General features: G+C 46.3%; 16 protein-coding genes and 3 tRNA genes. 10 read left to right on the top strand and 9 right to left on the bottom strand.

Features of this window, described 5'->3' with window-relative positions; translation table 11 throughout:
* Nucleotides 1-18: 18 nt before the first annotated feature.
* Nucleotides 19-1,674, bottom strand: coding sequence for a DUF342 domain-containing protein (locus tag V1467_RS10295; RefSeq protein ID WP_416304895.1), 1,656 nt, complete (start codon nt 1,672-1,674; stop codon nt 19-21).
* 59 nt (nt 1,675-1,733) lie between these two features.
* Nucleotides 1,734-3,164 carry an exodeoxyribonuclease I gene (sbcB, locus tag V1467_RS10290; protein ID WP_416304894.1) on the bottom strand — a complete coding sequence of 477 codons (1,431 nt, stop codon included), beginning with the start codon at nt 3,162-3,164 and terminating at the stop codon, nt 1,734-1,736.
* A 310-nt stretch (nt 3,165-3,474) separates the two neighbouring features.
* Here sbcB and V1467_RS10285 point away from each other — a divergent pair, with 310 nt between their 5' ends.
* The 3 genes from V1467_RS10285 to V1467_RS10275 all read left to right on the top strand — a co-directional run bounded on the left by V1467_RS10285 (nt 3,475) and on the right by V1467_RS10275 (nt 8,226).
* Nucleotides 3,475-3,894 (top strand): CBS domain-containing protein, encoded by a 420-nt coding sequence (locus V1467_RS10285; RefSeq protein ID WP_416304893.1) that lies wholly within the window; start codon nt 3,475-3,477, stop codon nt 3,892-3,894.
* A gap of 91 nt (nt 3,895-3,985) precedes the next feature.
* Nucleotides 3,986-7,858 carry an ATP-dependent RNA helicase HrpA gene (gene hrpA / locus V1467_RS10280; RefSeq protein WP_416304892.1) on the top strand — a complete coding sequence of 1,291 codons (3,873 nt, stop codon included), beginning with the start codon at nt 3,986-3,988 and terminating at the stop codon, nt 7,856-7,858.
* Nucleotides 7,859-7,926: 68 nt separating this feature from the next.
* Nucleotides 7,927-8,226, top strand: a complete 300-nt coding sequence (locus V1467_RS10275) for a PilZ domain-containing protein (protein ID WP_416304891.1) — start codon at nt 7,927-7,929, stop codon at nt 8,224-8,226.
* A 266-nt stretch (nt 8,227-8,492) separates the two neighbouring features.
* Here V1467_RS10275 and V1467_RS10270 read toward each other — a convergent pair whose 3' ends face one another.
* Nucleotides 8,493-9,680: a class I SAM-dependent rRNA methyltransferase gene (locus V1467_RS10270; RefSeq protein WP_416304890.1), complete on the bottom strand. Its 1,188-nt coding sequence runs from the start codon at nt 9,678-9,680 to the stop codon at nt 8,493-8,495.
* A gap of 44 nt (nt 9,681-9,724) precedes the next feature.
* Here V1467_RS10270 and V1467_RS10265 point away from each other — a divergent pair, with 44 nt between their 5' ends.
* Both V1467_RS10265 and V1467_RS10260 read left to right on the top strand, forming a co-directional pair.
* Nucleotides 9,725-9,997: an acylphosphatase gene (locus V1467_RS10265; RefSeq protein WP_416304889.1), complete on the top strand. Its 273-nt coding sequence runs from the start codon at nt 9,725-9,727 to the stop codon at nt 9,995-9,997.
* A gap of 1 nt (nt 9,998) precedes the next feature.
* Nucleotides 9,999-10,973, top strand: a complete 975-nt coding sequence (locus tag V1467_RS10260) for an NAD(P)H-quinone oxidoreductase (protein ID WP_416304888.1) — start codon at nt 9,999-10,001, stop codon at nt 10,971-10,973.
* On the opposite strand, the gene rnhA is transcribed toward V1467_RS10260, so the two are convergent.
* Entirely contained in the window at nt 10,963-11,430 is a 468-nt protein-coding gene (gene rnhA / locus V1467_RS10255; protein ID WP_416304887.1) for a ribonuclease HI, read from the bottom strand. The two genes, V1467_RS10260 and rnhA, sit on opposite strands and share 11 nt — an antisense overlap.
* A gap of 159 nt (nt 11,431-11,589) precedes the next feature.
* Here rnhA and dnaQ point away from each other — a divergent pair, with 159 nt between their 5' ends.
* From dnaQ to V1467_RS10230, 5 genes are all read left to right on the top strand, one after another.
* Nucleotides 11,590-12,294, top strand: coding sequence for a DNA polymerase III subunit epsilon (dnaQ, locus tag V1467_RS10250; RefSeq protein ID WP_416304886.1), 705 nt, complete (start codon nt 11,590-11,592; stop codon nt 12,292-12,294).
* 14 nt (nt 12,295-12,308) lie between these two features.
* Nucleotides 12,309-13,616, top strand: coding sequence for a TIGR03503 family protein (locus tag V1467_RS10245; RefSeq protein WP_416304885.1), 1,308 nt, complete (start codon nt 12,309-12,311; stop codon nt 13,614-13,616).
* 229 nt (nt 13,617-13,845) lie between these two features.
* Nucleotides 13,846-13,922: transfer RNA gene (locus tag V1467_RS10240), tRNA-Asp, on the top strand.
* Nucleotides 13,923-13,953: 31 nt separating this feature from the next.
* Nucleotides 13,954-14,030, top strand: a tRNA-Asp gene (locus tag V1467_RS10235).
* A gap of 19 nt (nt 14,031-14,049) precedes the next feature.
* Nucleotides 14,050-14,126 (top strand) — tRNA-Asp (locus V1467_RS10230).
* A gap of 61 nt (nt 14,127-14,187) precedes the next feature.
* Here V1467_RS10230 and V1467_RS10225 read toward each other — a convergent pair.
* From V1467_RS10225 to purN, 5 genes are all read right to left on the bottom strand, one after another.
* A complete protein-coding gene (locus V1467_RS10225) occupies nt 14,188-14,772 on the bottom strand; it encodes a pentapeptide repeat-containing protein (protein WP_416304884.1) in 585 nt (194 codons plus the stop codon).
* Nucleotides 14,765-15,961, bottom strand: a complete 1,197-nt coding sequence (gene nhaA / locus V1467_RS10220; RefSeq protein ID WP_416304883.1) for a Na+/H+ antiporter NhaA — start codon at nt 15,959-15,961, stop codon at nt 14,765-14,767. The genes V1467_RS10225 and nhaA overlap by 8 nt, the downstream gene beginning before the upstream one ends.
* Before the next feature lie 186 nt (nt 15,962-16,147).
* On the bottom strand, nt 16,148-18,658 hold the full coding sequence (fadE, locus tag V1467_RS10215; RefSeq protein ID WP_416304882.1) for an acyl-CoA dehydrogenase FadE: 2,511 nt from the start codon (nt 18,656-18,658) through the stop codon (nt 16,148-16,150).
* A 149-nt stretch (nt 18,659-18,807) separates the two neighbouring features.
* Nucleotides 18,808-19,554 carry a DUF3108 domain-containing protein gene (locus V1467_RS10210; protein ID WP_416304881.1) on the bottom strand — a complete coding sequence of 249 codons (747 nt, stop codon included), beginning with the start codon at nt 19,552-19,554 and terminating at the stop codon, nt 18,808-18,810.
* Nucleotides 19,541-20,179 (bottom strand): phosphoribosylglycinamide formyltransferase, encoded by a 639-nt coding sequence (gene purN / locus V1467_RS10205; RefSeq protein WP_416304880.1) that lies wholly within the window; start codon nt 20,177-20,179, stop codon nt 19,541-19,543. Before purN ends, V1467_RS10210 begins: the two co-directional genes overlap by 14 nt.

Below are 20,179 nucleotides of genomic sequence, written 5' to 3'. Positions count from 1 at the left end.
AATCAAAGATCTGGCATTTTATAGCGTATCAAATTGCCATTGATGTTCGAAATAATGAATTTTGGCTGATGAATATTCCCGATCCGCTTTCCAGGTTCGGTTATTCAGTTTAACCACAACACCGGGATAGAGCTTTTTATTGGCATTGAGCTGAATTTGTTCAACATAGCGTTCTTTGGCCAATTTCAATTGACTGGACTTGCTGATAAGTTGCTGCAACATGGTGCGTTCGTCGCGATATTTTCCAAGCAGTTTGTCCAGCTTTGAACGCAGTTCCGCCGGTATGGTTCTGGATTTCATCGATGTCATCTCTGCCTGATGACGCTGAACATGGTTTTTCAGCTCCACCATTAATTCCTCAACAGTATCGATGCGCTCGGTTAACAAGTTAAAACCATCGCTAAAATCGATAAACAAGTTACTACCGGATATGGCACCGAGCGTACCTGATTTGATGACATCTTCACATTGAATTTCGCAGGCAAATAAATTGCCATTAGGGTTATCTATGGGGCCCACGGTGATGCTGCCGCGACATTTAATCCGGCTATAAGCCAGTTGTTTACCTACGGACACATTGCCGTTACAGATAATATCCAGCCCCTGACCATGTTCGATATGGATGCCGCCATCGGCAATCAGTTTGCCGCTGTATTGCTGTTCTTCCTCTTCATCATATTTTCCCATTGCACCCTGGGTGATAATGATATCGCCGCCGGACTCGATATGGGCGGATTCAACAAAACCGTTAATTGTGATATCGCCGGTTGCGATGATCTTCATTTTCTCGGTCACATCGCCATTGACGATCACTGCACCGTCGTAGTTGACATTGCCGGTACCTATATTAACGCCTTTGCAAACGAAGGTTTCATCCACCCACATTTTACCGTCTTTGAACTTGGGCATACCGGCGATTTCGGCGCGTAAAATATTGGGAGTATCGTCACTGATATAAGTGCCGTCGCCGGGCTTGAGTTTAATCCATTCACCTTCAGTGGAATCAATAGTACCACCGCGCACCGTATATCCCTTGCGCCCTTTGGTAGGGGCCTGACGTTCCAGAATTTCCACGCCGGGTTTAACGCAAATAATCTCGCCTAAATCGCGCATATCAACCCGACTGGTGCTGACAGTCTGTGGCTGCAGAATACGCTCCAGCGCGTTTGGGACTAGTGGTACCAGCTTGGAGTTTTTACCTTTGCGCGGAGGCAGTCCTTTGGCGATAAGTTCGTTCAATACTGTGCCTGGTTTACCTGTTCTGGCCCGGGTGGCCATATCGATAATACGCTTGGAGCTCAACCCCCGTTCGATACCGGCATGTTTGGCTTTGGATAACAGATAGGTCGGTGTGACGTGTTTACCACCAAAAGCACAGACAATCTCCAGATTGGCGCTCATATCATCAGAGCCAATAATAAACTTGATTTCGGCATCACGTTTTTCCGCAATACGCTCTTTGATCGGATCGGTATTGCTATTGCGTGCAGCGGTTGTATAGGCTTTAAAGGCGATACGCACAGTATCTTCAAACAAGTAAAAGTCTGCGTATTTTTCTTTGATATAGGCAAAAAGACTTTTTTCGTTCAAACTGTCAGCGTCTACTTCATCCGGATGAATAATCAAATCCAGATAGCGCTCATCGTCTAAATTACTTAAATATATTCCTCGCATATCACCTGCCTGTTGACATCAATCCTATAGTTTATCGGCCACAGAATTTTAAAGCTTACTTACAAAACTTCACCATATTGATATAGGGCTTTGATGATTGCCAGTTTTTTTGTGTCCTGAGCGTATTGTTCTGCCAAAGAATTAAGTTCGGCATAGAAAGAAGGCAAAGTTAAGGGGCCGCTATCCATCAGTTTCTGCTGACGATGCTGCTGCCATTTGTCCATTTCGCTGGCGCTGAGAGTCGCGGGATAATTTCTGGCCCGGTAGCGAAATAACATCAGCGGCAGGCGTTTATCGTCGAACTGCCAGTCTTTTCCAGCGAGCTGTACTGGATCCATGCTGCGGATCTGTTGCATTTTACTGCGATCAGCATCACTGAAAAATCCGCCACTGTATAAGGCATAGTCGGCATCCAGCTCATCGTTACGTTCCGATAGCCGGTAAACATCGGTGAGTTTTTCGGTTAGATCCGCTTGCTGTTTGATTTTTTGCAGATTAGCCAGACATTGTTGGCGATCAATCCCCAGTCGTTTGGCGTTAGTTTCATCCAGCGTTTTGGCCGGAGCAATGACCGGGCATTTATTCAGATGGATCAGTTTGATTGGCAGACGTTGTTCACCTTCTTCCAGCATTTCGCTGGACTGATAGAGCTTTTGCTTTAGCTGCTCAGCATTTAATTCAAATAAGGGTTCGGGATCCAGTGCCAGATTCAACACAATAACCGCATTTTTGTTGGTGGGATGAAAACAAATGGGGACCACCCAGGTGCAGCAACCATGAGTAGCCGGGAGCTTGGATGAAATGTGTACTAAAGGTGTATAGCTGCCAATACTAATTTGGGCGGCGACATTTTTTTTGATACGCAAATTAAACAGGTAATCATACAGCTTGGGTTGCTTGTCTTTTACCAACCGTGCCATCGCGATAGTCGCCCGTACGTCAGATAGCGCGTCGTGCGCATCTTCGTGGCCAATACCATTAGCAGCGGTCAGATGCTCCAGTCTAAAACTGGGGCTGCCATCGTCCCGCATTGGCCATTCAATTCCCTCAGGTCTTAACGCGTAGCACGCCCTTAGCATATCGATAATATCCCAGCGACTATTACCGTTTTGCCATTCACGGGCATAAGGATCAAATAAATTACGATACAAACCATAACGCGTAACCTCGTCATCAAAGCGGATACTGTTATATCCGGCGACACAGGTTTGTGGTTGACTCATTAATTCATCCACTTTTTGCATAAATTCTGCTTCGCAGTGTCCTTGCTGCATGGCTTGTTGTGGCGTTATACCGGTGATCAGGCAAGCTTGGGGGTGGGGCAACGAATCGGTTGGCGGTTGACAAAAAAACATACTGGGCTTGCCAACTGGATTCAAATCAAGATCAGTACGAATGGCAGCAAATTGGGCGGGGTGGTCTTTTTGGGGATTCGCTCCCCACGTTTCGTAGTCGTGCCACAGAATTGTTGGTGTTGTATTAGTTGTCATCGGTTGTTATTGATTACCCTTTAGTTGCTGGTTGTTATTGTTTTGTAACCAACAGCAGTTTATTAAAATATTTCAACAGATACTAAACTACCGGCGTTAGCGGGTAAACGTTGCACGCAGAATTATCAAATAGTCTTGTCCATATCGAGCGAAGATGGAAGATTATTAGGCCCTCCCGTCGCGGGACAGAGATTTCTCCAGATAAATGTTACAGGAATGTAATAATTTTCTTGAAAACCTCGCAAAAATATATGCTTAGGGTCTATCTTTGAAGTGACAATAAAATATGCAACCAAATTGAGGATTGCTGATGGAATCACTTAAAGTCGGTGACTATATGAATACTCACCCCGTTACATTGAATCGCACCATGACCGTTGCTGAAGCGGTAGAAAAATTAGTTAACAGCCATTATCCCGGTGGACCAGTGGTTGATGGTCGAGGACGGTTAGTGGGATTTTTATCCGAGCAGGACTGTCTGGCTAAAATGGTTGAATGCAGCTACTACAACGAACAGGCCGCCCACGTAGAGGATATAATGCGCACTGAGGTATTATCCCTAAAACCCTATGACTCTGTACTGGATCTGGCGCAACAGATGTTAGGCGCCAAGCCGAAAGTTTATCCGATTGTGGATGATGATGGCTTGTTAGTCGGATCTATTTGCCGGGCGGATGTGCTAAAAGCCATCGGCATGCACCTTAAAGACGCCTATAAAAAAGCCGGTTAGCCTCATCGAAAACAAACAAGCGGCTATATTCGCTGGTAATCAACAATCACTTCTTCTAGGATCGGCTCCTGCATAAATAGGAGCCGTTTTTTTGTCTGTTTCAACTCATTCGCTATATCCACTTCTTGCTGCCACTATGACGATGCACAGGCATCGTTTTCGTCAACGTATCCAGGGCCTTAAGCGGCTGGATAAAAGTCAGCAGCCAGAAAAGAGCCAACAGTTGCAACAAGATATTGAGCGATCGATACAGACTGCCCAATTGCGGCAAGCGCAATGCCCTGCTATCAGCTATCCGCCGTTACCCGTCAGTGAGCATAAAGACGAGCTTATTGAGGCGATTAAACAGCATCAGGTAGTGATTATTGCCGGAGAGACAGGGTCGGGTAAAACCACCCAGTTGCCGAAAATATGCCTTGAGGCGGGCAGGGGGATCCACGGCTTAATTGGCCATACTCAACCGCGCAGATTGGCCGCCAGAACCGTCGCTAACCGTATTGCTGAAGAGCTGCAAACGCCACTGGGTGAAAAAGTCGGTTTTAAAATTCGTTTTTCTGATCAGGTCAGTGAGCGTAGTTATATCAAACTGATGACCGACGGTATTTTGCTGGCCGAGATCCAGCAGGATCGTTTTCTAAATCAATATGACACTATTATTATTGATGAAGCCCACGAACGTAGCCTCAATATAGATTTTATCCTCGGTTATTTAAAACAGCTGTTACCCAAACGTCCGGATTTGAAGTTGATTATTACCTCGGCGACCATTGATCCCGAGCGCTTTGCCCGTCATTTTGATGATGCGCCGGTGTTTCAGGTCAGTGGCCGTACTTTTCCTGTAGAAGTGCGTTATCGGCCTTTACATGAAATGGCTGACAGCGAGGGGGATGGCGTCGATCAAACCCAGGGTATCATTAACGCAGTGGATGAACTCAGTCGCGAGAGTCAGGGAGATATTCTGGTGTTTCTTAGCGGTGAACGGGAAATCCGCGATACCGCTGACGCGCTGAATCGTCGTCAGCTGCGTCACACTGAAGTCGTGCCATTGTATGCCAGATTATCTGCTGCGGAACAAAACCGTATTTTCCAAAGTCATGCCGGGCGTCGTATTGTCCTGGCGACCAATGTAGCAGAAACGTCATTGACGGTACCCGGAATTAAATACGTTATCGATCCGGGCACGGCCAGGATTTCCCGTTACAGTTTTCGCAGCAAGGTTCAGCGTTTACCTATCGAGGCAATCTCCCAGGCATCGGCCAATCAGCGTTCCGGCCGGTGTGGGCGGGTTTCTGCCGGTATTTGCATTCGGCTGTATTCCGAGCAGGACTTTTTGAGTCGGGACGAATTTACCACTCCGGAAATATTACGCACCAATCTGGCGTCCGTTATCTTGCAAATGCTGGCCTTGGGATTGGGGGAGATAGATCAATTTCCCTTTGTTGAAGCACCGGATAATAGGCAGATTAACGACGGTTTCCGTTTGCTGGAAGAAATTCAGGCAATAACCAGCCATAAGGGCCAGAAAAAACTGACCCAGACAGGGCGGCAAATTGCTCGCTTGCCTATCGATCCCCGCTATGCCCGTATGGTGGTACAAAGTGCCGAATTAGGCAGTTTGTCCGAAGTGCTGATTATAGCTGCTGGAATGAGCATTCAGGATCCACGAGAACGCCCACAAGACAAGCGACAAGCTGCCGATCAGCAGCATAGCGAATTTGCTGATAGCGAGTCGGATTTTATCAGTCTGTTTAATTTGTGGCTGGCCTTCCGGCAGCAACAGAAAGACCTGACTAATAGCCAGTTACGCAAATGGTGCAAACAGGTTTTTATCAATTATCTGCGCATGCGTGAATGGCAGGATATCGTTAGTCAGCTAAAAAAGGCTATTGCGGAAATTGGCTTCAGACTCAATTCCACCCCTGCCGATTATCCGGCGATCCATCAGGCATTATTGTCCGGTTTGCTATCGCATATCGGTAACAAGGAACCGGAGCGGATGTATCTTGGTGCGCGCAATGCCCGTTTTATGATTTTTCCCGGTTCGCCTCTGGCAAAAAAATCGCCAGCCTGGGTGATGGTGGCAGAGTTGGTAGAAACCTCCAGACTATTTGGGCGTATTGCCGCTAAAATACAGCCGGAATGGATTGAGCCTCTGGCATCCCATTTGACAAAAAGCAGTTATTCAGAGCCTCACTGGTCAAAAAAACGCGGGGCGGTCATGGCTTATGAAAATGTTAATTTGTATGGTTTACCCATAGTGATAAAGCGCACTGTCAACTACAGTGCAATCGATCCATTGCTGTGTCGGGAGCTGTTTATTCAGAACGCGCTGGTGGAAGGGGACAACAAGCTTAATTTACCGTTCTTGCAACATAATCAACAACTGGTAGACGATATTCAGGCGTTAGAAGATAAGTCTCGCCGCCGTGATGTGCTGGTTGATGATCAGACTATGCAGCAGTTTTATCAGCAAAAACTGCCGGAGCATATTTGTAACGAAGTCAGTTTCCGCAACTGGTGGAAAAAAGTTGTCAAGCAGCAACCTCAGTTATTGCATTTTGATCCCGCATCATTAATGAAACATGATGCGGAGCATGTGAATCCGCTGAATTACCCCGAAAGTTGGCAACAAGGCAATTTGCACTTGCCGCTGGACTATCAGTTTTCCCCAGCTGCAGTGGATGACGGTGTGAGTATTCTAGTGCCGTTGCCCTTGCTTAACCAGCTGCAGGCTCAGGGATTTGACTGGCTGGTGCCAGGGTTACGTTACGAGCTTATTCTGAATTTGATTAAGTTGCTTCCCAAAGGTCTGCGTAAAAACTTTGTACCGGCACCGAATTATGCTGAAGCCTGTATGGCTGATATGGCTCCCTCTGAACAACCTTTTCTACAGGCATTAAGTCATAAACTGAAACGCATGACAGGGGTTGAAGTAACACCAGATGAGTGGCCGGTGGACAAATTACCGGATCATCTTAAATTCAATTTCAAGGTATTAGATAATCACAAACTGGTTGCGCAGGGACGCGATCTGGCCGAGCTACAGCATAAGCTTAGTGACAAGGTTAAAAGCAGTTTACGCCAGGTCGCGACGCCGCAAGTCGAGCAAAAGAATTTGACTGAATGGAGTTTTGGCCCCTTGCAGCAAGAATTCAGTGAAGATCGCGGAGATTACCAGGTTAAGGCGTATCCGGCGCTGGTAGATAACGGTAAAACGGTAGCGATCAAACTCTTTGATCAACCCCATCAGGCGGTGATATCCCAGCAGGCAGGTTTGCGACGTTTATTGCGGTTAAATATTCCTTCACCGGTTAAGTATCTACAGGAAAAACTGCCCAACAAGGCCAAGCTGGGTTTGTATTTTAATCCTTTTGGACAGATTAAAGCTTTGATCGATGACTGTATCGATGCGGCAATTGACCAGCTATTATCCGAAAAATTTAGTGATATCCGTGATCCGGACAGCTTTAAGCAGGCCTGTGACTGGGTTCGGGCTGAATTGAATGATCGCGTATTGCAGATTGCCACCGCAATAGAACCCGGATTGACAACCGCTCACCAAATCAAGAAGAAAATGAAGGGCAATGTTCCGCTGAATATGATCAGCGCCCATGGTGATATTCAGCAACAACTTAACGGGTTAGTGTTTGCCGGCTTTGTTACCCGTATTGGTGCAGACAAACTGGTGGATTGGCAACGCTATATTCAGGGTATTGAACGCAGGCTAGAGAAATTACCCATTGATCCGAATAAAGATAGGTTGCAACAGTTAACAGTCGAGAAAGTTCAGCAAGCCATCGATGCTGCCAAAAATAAGGTGCCGATTGGACAGGCAATACCGCAAGAAATAGACCAAGCGCGCTGGATGCTAGAGGAATTACGAGTCTCATTATTTGCCCAGCAATTGGGAACGGCTTATCCAGTCAGTGAAAAACGCATAATCAATCATCTGGCTAGCTTTTAGCCGTTGACTTTGTGAACTAAGGTTAATATAACCTTGTATTGGTAGTATTAAACGAAGGAGAAGACAACATGCTAGGGTACGATGACAAACGAAATTTTTTTCGCATGATGGTCAATTCAGGGTGTGAGCTCACCATTAATGATGAACAATCCAGTCGTACCATATCGGCGGTATGCCATGATATCAGTGCTACAGGTATGTCCTTTGAAGTTGATGAGCCGATTGAACTGGGTACTAAAGTACAGGTCTCGATAGAATCAACCAGCAGCCAAATTCCTTCGTTAATAGCTGATAGCAAAGTGGTGCGGTGTGAAGAACAAACCCAGGACAGTTTTGTTGTCGGTGTCGAAATTGTTGAAATGAAGTAGTTGGTCTCGAAATATCGATATTCCACATAATATAGCTGCGAGTGGCGAGCTTCGGGTTACGAGCAAAAATAAACCCCTGCCATTCTAAGACTATTGACTACCTCAAGTCCGGGCATCCTGAGCTCGTGGAAGGTGCAGGTCGAATAGTTATTGCCCCCCTGATACACAGCATGATCCTGCTTTTAATTTGTCATCCCCGCATGTTGTTAGCGGGGTGCCAGTCATTTAGCTCGCGACTTTAAGCCCGTTACTCTTGGTTGTATGTATCATAACACCCGGCACACCATACCTTTCAGGTAAAATCCTTCCGGAAAGGCGGAGCTGATTGGATGATCGGCGGCTTGAGTCATGCGCTGGATATATTGAACCTCTCGTCCTGCGTCCAAAGCCGCATCGGCTACCACCTTGTTAAACAAGTCGGTGGTCATCAATCCCGAGCAGCTAAATGTCAGCAAAATCCCGTCAGGTTTTAAAATTTGCATAGCCAGCATATTGATATCTTTATAGCCGCGGCAGGCCCGATTAAGACTGGCTTTGCTGTCGACAAACTTGGGAGGATCGAGCACTATCATATCAAAATAGCGGCCTTGGTCACGGTATTCACGCAATGCTTCAAATACGTCTTTATTAATAAAATCACATTGACTGGTATCCAGCTGGTTGATTTCGGTGTTGCGTCTGGCAGTGTTTAAAGCCAGATCAGAGACGTCCAGATGGGTAATATGTCTGGCGCCAGCGGCCAGGCAATAACTGCCAAAAGTGCCGGTATAGCTGAAACAGTTCAGGATGTCTTTACCTTTAGCATAACCGGCGGCAATGGCGCGATTATCGCGCTGATCGAGATAAAAGCCGGTTTTATGACCCTGTTTTATATCGACCAGAATATTGACGCCATTTTCACTGATCGTCACCTCATCAGGTACGTCACCATGCAAAGCCTGAGTGACTTGTTGCAAACCTTCCTTTTCACGTACCGCCACATCGGAACGTTCGTAGATACTGGCATCGGGAAAACATTTTTGTAGTGCCCAGACTATTTTACTGCGATGTTTTTCTGCACCAGCGGTAAGTAGTTGGCATACCAGTACGCCATTATAATAATCGATCGTTATACCCGGTAATCCGTCTGATTCGGATGCAACCAGTCTAAACCCGCTTAGTTGGTGCTGGTCAATCAATAACTGGCGACCAGCTAACGCTCGTTCAATACGGCGCAGGAAAAAGCCATTGTCGATGACTTCATCTTGATCCCATGTCCAGATGCGTACCTGAATTTGCGATTCCGGTGACCAGGCGCCACGACCCAACCACTGCTTTGCATCGCTATAAACATCGACAGTATCACCGCTACGAAGTTTGCCCTGAGTTTCACGAATGGCACGGGAAAAGACCCAGGGATGTTTTCTGAGCAGTGATTTTTCACGCTCGGGCTGCAAAATAACGCTGGATGACATAGCATGGTCAACTGAAGTAGAGGAAAAACAGGATCCTATACCAAATGAATCATTCTTGCATAAAAGCTTTTGTATCTGGCCGGGTACAAGGTGTTTTTTATCGCGCCAGTGCCAAACAGCAAGCCAAGGCGCTAGGTCTTAACGGCTACGCCAAAAATTTGTCTGACGGGCGGGTGGAAGTGTGGTTGGAAGGTGCGCCACAAGCCATTACCCAAATGCAGCAATGGCTGAAAATAGGGCCGTCAGCGGCAATAGTTGAACAGGTTATTTATCAACCCTGTGAGGCCCTTAATTTAAGTGGATTTGAGGTGCAGTGAGATGCGATTTATTCAACATCAAACTGATAAGCAAGGCTATCAGTTGCAAATGGCACAGATGAAGGAGCCAGTTCCCGACGCCAACCAAGTACTTGTTCAGGTATTCGCGTTCGGGATCAACCGGGCAGATGTTTTGCAAGCCGAGGGAAAATACCCGCCTCCGCCCGAGCATAGCACTATATTAGGTCTTGAGATTGCAGGAAAAATTATTGAAGTTGGCGCGAAAGTGAAGGGCTGGAACATCGGCGATAAGGTTTTTTGTCTGACGTCGGGTGGCGGTTATGCCGAATATGCAGTGGTTGATTATCGACATTTGTTGGCAATCCCGGAGCAGATGACAATGGCACAAGCTGCGGGAATGGCAGAGGTGTTTCTAACCGCTTATCAATCACTGTTCGAGCTGTGCCAGCTACAAGCACAACAGAAAGTCTTAATCCACGCGGGTGCCAGCGGAGTTGGGTTGGCCGCTACCCAGTTGGCCAAACATGCTGATTGTCTGGTGGCGGTGACCAGCAGCAGTAATGAAAAGCTCGCTGCGTGTCATGCTAATGGCGCCGACTTACTGATTAACTATCATAAGGAAGATTTTGTAGAGGTGATCCGTCAACAATGGACAGCCGTCGATGCGATTATCGATGTGGTAGGAGCCACATACTTAAATCGCAATCTCAAGGCTATTAGCTTGGATGGAACAATTGTCCAATTGGCAATGTTAGGCGGACGTTATGCCGAACAACTGGATATTGCATTATTGCTGGGTAAACGCGTTAAATTACAAGGGTCTACTCTGCGAAATCGTTCAGATGATTATAAGGCGCAACTGGTGCAGTTGTTCAACCATCGATTCGGTGATTTACTAAAACGCAATCAGTTGTTAGCCAATATTCAACAGGTGTTTGATAGCAGTCAGATCGAACACACCCATCAAATATTGGCCGGCAATAGCAATATTGGCAAATTGGTGGTTAGTTGGTAGCGATAAAGCCTTTATCTTCGAGCAGGTTGTTGCCCTCGGCGGCACTGCGCGCCAGTTCATCACAGCGTTCGTTTTCCGGATGGCCGGAATGACCTTTTACCCAATGCCACTTAACCTGATGTTTGTGGCTTGCCTCATCAAGTCGTTTCCATAAATCGACATTTTTTACCGGTTTTTTATCGGCGGTGCGCCAGCCATTTTTGCGCCAGTTATGGATCCACTGGCTAATGCCTTGACGAACATACTGACTATCGGTAGTTAAATCCACTGTACAAGATTCACTGAGTGTCGCCAGACCTTCTACTGCTGCCAATAACTCCATGCGGTTGTTGGTGGTCAACTGATAACCCTGGCTCAGCTCTTTACGATGTTGACCGAAAATTAATACTGCGGCATAACCTCCGGGGCCGGGGTTACCCAGACAGGAACCATCGGTATAAATTTCTACGTGCTTCATCTTTGCCCTTTTATCCTGTTGTTGTTATAGCGACGGAGTATATAACGAAACCAGCTTGCGATGCAGTCCGTATCCTGGCTCAATAGGCCAAGGCTTCTCTCGCATCTTGATTTGGCTTGGGTATAATGCGGACATCATTGAATAAGACAGTTTAAAAGCATGCGTCAAATCGTACTGGATACAGAAACAACAGGTATTGACCCAAAGCAGGGGCACCGGATTATCGAAGTAGGCTGTGTGGAGTTGATTAACCGCCGCCTGACTGGCAATCACTTCCATGTCTATATTAATCCGCAGCGAATTATCGAAGCGGAAGCGATTGCGGTGCACGGGATAACCAATGAACAACTGGCTGGTGAACCGGTATTTAAAGATATTGCCGAAGATTTTATTAGTTTTATCAAAGGTGCTGAATTGGTGATCCACAATGCTGCTTTTGATATCGGCTTTATGGATCACGAATTTGGTTTAATTCGTGGTCTATCGATTAAAAAGACCAGCGAAATTTGTACTGTTCTGGATAGTTTGGCGCTGGCCCGGCAAATGCACCCGGGACAGAAGAATAATCTGGATGCGCTGTGTAAACGTTATGGCATCGATAATTCGCATCGTCAGTTACACGGCGCCTTGCTGGATGCGGAAATTCTGGCCGACGTGTATTTGTTGATGACCGGTGGCCAGACTGCGTTGAATTTATCCGGTAAATCAGCCGAGTCCCAACACCAGCAGGGTGAAACAATTCGCCGTTTGTCTGCGGATCGAAAACCGTTAAAGATTGTACAAGCTACAGCCGATGAACTAGAACAACATGAGCAACGCCTTGATTTAGTTGAAAAAGGCGGCGCTTGCCTGTGGAGACAATAAGGCCGGTAGATTTTATGGGTAGATATCGATTTCTGTTCGCGGTGTTTTTAACCTGCCATTTTTGCGCATGGGGATTACCACAAGACAATCAGTTGGACAGTGAAGACAATGATCCCATATCAATGCTGGGCGACAAGTATCAGAATAGTATTCCTTTGCTGCAAAATCGCTTCCGAATCGACTATCAAGTCGATGAAGTCAGTATGGTGTTCTTTCGTACCTTTGGCAGTTCTCCTGTGGTATTGGTTAAGCCAGACGGCTCGAAACTGTTTCAGTCCCGGGTGACCGAGGATGTGGCCGAATGGGTTTATTCGGCCAATTACGATGCGATTAAGCTAAAAAATCCAACTCCCGGACCCTGGCAAGCTATGGGCCAAATCTTGCCCGGTAGTCGTGTCATGATAATGTCGGATATTGAGCTGCATGTTCCTCCTTTGCCTGAAATTATGTTTTCCGGTGAAATCATGAAGCAAACTGGTCGACTGACCAATGGCGGCGAACCGATTGAATTTAAGGAATTCCGTGATGTTGTGGATTTATCCATAAAATTTATCAGTACCAACAATCCCAACTACGATAACTTTGGTGCCAATGACGGCGAGATCGCTACCTTCAAGGATGATGGCAGAGGAATGGACGAAAGACCCCGTGATGGAGTGTTTACCGGCCAGTACGATTTAACCGTGGGTGATGGAGAATGGATCCCGGTATTTGTAGTTAATACACCTTTGTATAACCGTGAACAATATGGCGACAAAATTCTGGTACTGGAAAATCCTGTTCATATTAGCGTGGACAAAAATGAAGGGAATAGGGGATATCACGAGTTAAAAATTGATGCTGATCGCCAATATGTGGATATCAACAGTTTATTAATTGATGGCAAGGTGCGGTTTCCCAATGGCGATGTGCAGAATTTCTCTATTACTGATCCCTCCGATCAGGCGCGCTTGCACCGGATCACCCACTACGAGTACGGCATTTTCAGGGTGAAAATAACCGTGTATGGTAATACCTATAATGGTCGCAACTTTATTCTGGATGTGCCGGAGTACAGTTTCTTAATCGAAGAACCCGAGCTTAAAGTGGCAGAACCGGTTACGCCAGATGCTGCCGCAGGCACACAAGTCAATAACCCGCAAACAGTGCCAAGTGAACAGCGTCAAAATACGCCAACACCCATGCCGCAACAGGAAGATGAAACGCCGGTTTGGTTAATTATCGGCATTAATTTATTTTTATTGCTAATTGGCGGGTTGGTATTGTGGTTTATTTTCAAGCCGGCCAAGACCGATCATAGTCAGTCGACAAAAGTGGACTAGCGGAGAAAATCAACAGCGATCATGCCGTTGAAACTGTACAAAAAACATCCCTATAAGCCTTGGTTTTACTGGCTTTGTCTAATTAATCTGCATTTCTGGTTAATCCTTGGTCATAATGTAAAAAAGCCCTAAAAATAGGTTGACTCGTTATAGGTGAAACCGTATCATCTGCGCCGCAGTTGGCTAGGGGCCTGTCTCAAAGTTAACTGCATGATTTATTTGAATAACTGGAGTGGTAGTTCAGTTGGTTAGAATACCGGCCTGTCACGCCGGGGGTCGCGGGTTCGAGTCCCGTCCACTCCGCCAATTCAAATAACTCAAAACTTTGATTAGGGTTGGAGTGGTAGTTCAGTTGGTTAGAATACCGGCCTGTCACGCCGGGGGTCGCGGGTTCGAGTCCCGTCCACTCCGCCAACATCAAAGTATCCTTTTAGGAGTGGTAGTTCAGTTGGTTAGAATACCGGCCTGTCACGCCGGGGGTCGCGGGTTCGAGTCCCGTCCACTCCGCCAATTTGGTGACAATGAAATGAGCCTCTATGAGGCTTTTTTTATGCCTTTAATCCAAGTCAGGTTAAACCAGCTTTATCCCCAGACTTTCCAGTAAATGCAGGGCTTCAACGCGACTAAAGGTTGCCTGTCGGATGTTATTGTTAAATACATCAATATGATAATTTGTCGCCTCAGTAAAATCAGCCTTGGATAAATTGGTATTGTTGAACAAACTATTCAACAAATCCGTGCCTATCAGACTTGCCTGTTTAAAATTGGCTTCACGAAAGTCGACGTCATGCATTTTACAGTGTTCGATACGATTCAAGCCAAAAAAACTGGCATTGTTTAATATACAGTGTTCAAAAGCTACAGCTGCGCCGCCAAAGCCCGACCAGTCTGCCTGCGTCCAGTCAATACCAAGCAATTTGCAGTGTTCAAACTGCACATTGTTAAATTTGCATGAGATCAGTTTGACTAATGACAAATTACATTGGCTAAAATAACAGTCGACGAAGCTGCAGGTATTGAACACTGCGTGATTAAAGTCACAGGATTTGAAACGGCAGCTATCAAATTGTTGATGATCAAATGAATCTGCTACGCAAGATAAACCGTTAAAGGCCTCATTAACGTATTCATCTTGCTTACCAAGTATTTCAGCCATACTCATTTGTTTCGGTTTGGGGTTTCAGGCAGGCTCTAAGTACGATAAAGCCGACAATCCCCGAGAGTAACGAGCCCAGCACTATACCCAGCCGTTCATCAAAGATAATATTGACGCCGGTCTCCTCAAAGGCAAGTCCGCCCACAAATAAACTCATCGTAAAGCCTATGCCGCATAATGCTGCTGTGCCGTACAGCGAACTCCAGGACATTCCCTGTGGCAGTTGGGATAGTCTTAGTTTGATTGCCAGCCAGCATAAACCGAAAATCCCGAGCTGTTTGCCAATAAATAGTCCGGCGGCAATGCCTAATGGAACACCGTGAAACAGTTGCTCCATGCCCATCCCTGTGAAGCTGATCCCGGCATTGGCGAAGGCAAATACAGGCAAGATGAAAAAGGCCACCACCGAGTGTAAGTCATGTTCCATACTTTTTAACGGTGAATAATCCGGATTATTCTTGGATTTAATCGGAATAAACATTGCCAGTACCACGCCAGAGAGCGTCGCATGTACGCCTGACTTCAATGTCGCAACCCACATAATGATCCCGACCAGAATATATAAACTTTTGGATTCCACATTGCGGTAGTTGAACAGGGCCAGAACAGGAATACACAGAGACACGACAATCAATGAGGTTACCGATATTTTGGCGGTATAAAAGAACGCGATAATCAGAATTGCGCCAATATCATCAAAAATCGCCAGTGAGGTTAAAAATATCTTGATGGAGGTCGGTACTCTTGAACCCAGCAAGGTCAAGACTCCCAACGCGAAGGCGATATCGGTAGCCGCCGGGATCGCCCAACCTTCGATGGCGACGGGGTCGTCATAATTGAAATAAAGATAAATCAGCGCCGGGGCGACCATACCGCCTATTGCGCCAACGCCGGGTAAAATAATATTACGTTTGTCAGACAGTTCGCCTTCGATCAGTTCTCGTTTAAGTTCCAGCCCGACTAAAAAGAAAAACACTGCCATTAATCCATCGTTGATCCATAACAGCAAAGGTTTAGCGATCACCAGCGTGCTGACCTGCACTGCTACCGGCGTGGATAAAAACAGTTCGTAATAGGTATTTAAGGGAGTATTGGCACATAACATGGCCAGCAAAGCCGCCAGCATAAGCAGAATGCCGCCAGCAGATTCGAGTTTAAAAAAATCGGAGATATTACTTTTGTCTGACATTTTGTTCCTATCTGTGACGCATTCTTGGCAAATAATGCTTTGTGCAGTAAGTATCACATGACAGGGCATGTAGGCCAACAGTTATCGGATTGAGTAACCTGCAGGTAGCTGAATATCTGACTGGGGCTGTATATGGTCTAATAAAAAAAGGCACCCAAGGTGCCTTAATTAACCAACAAAGACTTGTCAGGCTTCTTTTTCGGTTTCTTTTTTGCTGGTTTTAGCTGCCGGTTTTCTTTTAGCTGGAGCCTTAGCCGCTGCTGGCTTTTTAACCTCCGGCTTTTCTACCATCAACTCTTCCGGTTTAAAGTCATCAACATTGATAACTTGTAAACGGCCAGCTTCGGTACGGGTTAATAATTCAGCCTCCTGCTCATTAATGACTCCCAGCTCGAGGCCTTTTTTAGCCAGTTCGTCCAGTTGGGTAAAGAAGAACTTTTCATTGGCTGCCTTGCAGATTTTTTCATACAAAGGTTCACAGGCAATAATATCTTCTAAAGTCTGTTCCATTTGGCCAATTACATTGCCTTCTTCGCGAGTCAGATATTGTCCCTGGATCAATCGATTACGGCTGGGGCAGGGGTTTTGCAGTATCTGGGCAATTTTATGATCCAGCACATCTGAAGGACGACAGTATTTATTGCCAAAAGGGGCAACCAGCAATTTAAGCAGTATTCCTAAAGGTTTGGACGGGAAGTTCTGTAGCAGCTCTTGCTGGGCAATTTCCAGCTTGTACAAACTGTCTTGCATAGCCCAATGCAGCAAAGGCAAGTCTTCTTGTTGACGACCTTCATCATCAAAACGTTTTAGTACAGTTGAAGCTAGATAGATATAGCTGAGCATATCGCCCAGCCGTGCGGACAAACGTTCACGACGTTTTAGTTCACCACCCAAAACACCCATGGAAACATCAGACAATAGCGCCAGGTTGGTGCTGTATCTTTCCATCGAGCGATAGTAACCCGCAGTTTCGTCACTAAACGGGGCTTTGGCAAACATGGCACCAGTAAATGAAAACCATAAAGCCCTGAAAACGTTGCTGATGGCAAAACCGATATGGCCAAACAGCGCCTGATCGAACTCTTTCAGACTTTCGGCGCGATCATCGTTATTGGCAGCATAAAGCTCTTTTAGTACATAAGGGTGACAACGCATTGCTCCCTGACCGTAGATCATCATATTACGGGTCAGGATATTCGCTCCCTCTACGGTAATACCGATAGGAATACTCTGGTAACCGCGACCCAGATAATTGTTCGGGCCTAACATAATGCCTTTACCACCATGAATATCCATGGCCGCTTCCATTACGTTACGCGCTTTTTCAGTCAGATGATATTTACAGATAGCGCCGATAACTGATGGTTTTTCTCCTAAATCGACGCCCGTGGTACTCATGCTGGTAACCGCGTCCATCAGATAGGCATTGCCACCGATGCGGGCCATCATTTCTTCAATCCCTTCCATTTTACCTATTGGCAGTTTGAATTGACGACGAATGCGTGCATAAGCACCGGTTGCCATAGCAATGGTTTTGCTACCACCGGCCGAGTTGGAGGGCAGGGTAATACAACGACCAACAGACAAGCATTCAACCAGCATGCGCCAGCCTTGTCCGGCCATCTTGGCGCCACCAATAATGAAATCCAGCGGTACAAAAATATCTTTGCCACGCACCGGGCCGTTCTGAAATGGTACGTTTAACGGGAAATGTCGATTACCAATATCCAGTCCTTTAGTGTCAGCCGGGATAAGCGCACAGGTAATCCCCAGATTTTCTTCTTCACCGAGCAGATGATCAGGGTCGTAAAGTTTGAACGCCAGGCCGACAACTGTAGCCACCGGAGCCAAGGTAATATAACGCTTGTTGAAGGTTAGTTTCATGCCCAGCACTTGTTTACCTTCGAATGTTCCTTTACAGATTACGCCACTATCCGGAATTGCACCTGCATCCGAACCGGCATCCGGGCTGGTTAACGCAAAGCAGGGGATTTCCAGACCTTGAGCCAGCCGAGGTAAATAGTAATTTTGCTGATCTTCTGTACCGTAGTGCTGCAGTAATTCTCCCGGCCCCAAGGAATTTGGTACACCAACGGTACTGGACAGCACTGCGCCTTTGGCAGACAGCTTTTGTAATACGCGAGATTGGGCATAGGCCGAGAACTGTAACCCGCCGTATTCTTTTTTAATGATCATGGCGAAGAACTTGTTGTCTTTCAGGAACTGCCATAGTTCAGGGGGTAAATCGGCCAGTTTGTGATTGACCTGCCATTCATCCAGCATACGACAGGCTTCATCAACAGGACCATCCAGAAAAGCCTGCTCTTCGGCGGTTAAACGAGCCTGAGGAAAACTGTGGAGTTTGTGCCAATCTGGTTTGCCGCTAAATATCTCGCCATCCCACCACACGGTTCCGGCATTAATGGCTTCCTGCTCGGTGCGGGACATTTCCGGCATGATTTTTTTATATATTTTAAGAATGGGCAGGGTGATGTTTTGTCGTCTGAATGTTTCCATATTCAGCGGCAGCATAATGGCCAGAAAAATAACCCAGGAAAATAAACCGACAATACCCGTGAAAGTACCAATTAGCATCACCGCGCCAATGGCGAGTGTGGCATTGATCAGTTTAAGACGCAGATAGCTGACGCTACCGATGGTTGCTACCAGCAAAAGTAGCCAGATTAATCCGTGCATAAGGACTCCAGATTGTAGAGGTCAGACCAGAAGGTTAGAAAGTATTATGTCTTAAGAAAAAAATCAAGTAATAGCGTTTATGTATATACACATAAGTGTAAGCGCTAAAGACCAGTTTAGCTGGATAAAGTGAAAATCAGCTGGAGATGCTAATCTTTTGCAAGTGGTGTGGCGGCTGATTCAGTTCGCTCAGTTTTGGCTGTGCAGCTTTCAGCTGCGTATTGGCTAAGCCGGATGTCGCCTTGTTCATCGTCTTCTTTTAACTGCCGGATCCGCACCATCAGGTAGTTGAGGGACGGTGCAAACCAGATAAAGGTTTCGCGTCGTTTGGTCTCGCGAATACGCACGACTTTTAGTGCGTTAACTTTATCGTAGGGTAAAGCAAGCTCCTCTTCGCCTTGCACCTCGAATTGGTACATCTCTTTTTCACCACGGTAATTGAGTACCGGAATACTGAATTCAGTTTTACCCTCTGCCAGTAACTGCTTAATTCTGAACTGATACAACTGATTATCCAGTTCCTGTTGCCATGGCAGCTTTTCATCATTATTCAACAATATGGTGTGATCAGTTGGATTGAATTCGGCTGCTAACGATTTATCTCGTCCGGTACCGGTGCGCTTGTACTGATAATTAACGGATTGCAGTTGCTCGCCTAGTTGACTGAACTGGCTGATTTCATGGCGATGATCTGACAGGAAAAAATAGGATGCGTGAGACTGGTAGGTAAGACGATATTGATTGTTTGTCAGTGTTTCAAGCTGCTGACTGGCGGTTCCCAGTTTGGAGCCGGAACGGTAGGCATTGTATTTGGCCTGGTAGGGACATAACTCTTTGCCTGTCACTGCCAGTGACAGGCAAAGTAAAATAATGCAGGTAAACCTAATCGGCAGCATATCCGTTGCTGCCCAGCGGTATGCTGTCCATTATGACTTTATCCTGATCCATCATCAGTCGTTCAGCACAAAACCAGCTCACTACCAGTGGATAGATATTGCGTTCCTGTTGCTGTACCCGTTGTGCCAGCTCATCTGCGTCATCTTCTGCAAAGACCGGAACACGAGATTGAATGATAACGGGTCCACCATCCAGATCAGGTGTCACAAAGTGTACCGAAGCTCCGTGCTCCGTATCACCGGCCTCAATAGCCCGTTGATGAGTGTGCAGACCTTTGTATTTAGGCAGTAATGACGGATGAATATTTAGCATTTTGCCATGATAGTGTTCGACAAAATCGCTTGTCAAGATCCGCATAAACCCGGCTAGCACCACTAAATCAGGCTGATACTGATCGATACACTCCATCAATGCCGTATCGTAATCGGCTCGTTCGGCATAATCACGATTATCCACTACATGGGCTGGAATATTCGCCTGCTCGGCGCGCTGCAATCCATACGCACCGGGTTTGTTAGATATCACAGCGGTGATTTTACCGGCAATTTTATTGGTTGCGCACTGATCGATAATCGCTTGCAGGTTGGAACCATTACCTGAAATAAGGACAACTATAGATTTCAT

This window comes from Neptunicella plasticusilytica (genome assembly GCF_047922965.1).
GTDB lineage: Bacteria > Pseudomonadota > Gammaproteobacteria > Enterobacterales > Alteromonadaceae > Neptunicella > Neptunicella plasticusilytica.
Note: the sequence above shows the minus strand (reverse complement) of the source record. Positions and strands in the feature narration are given on the sequence as shown.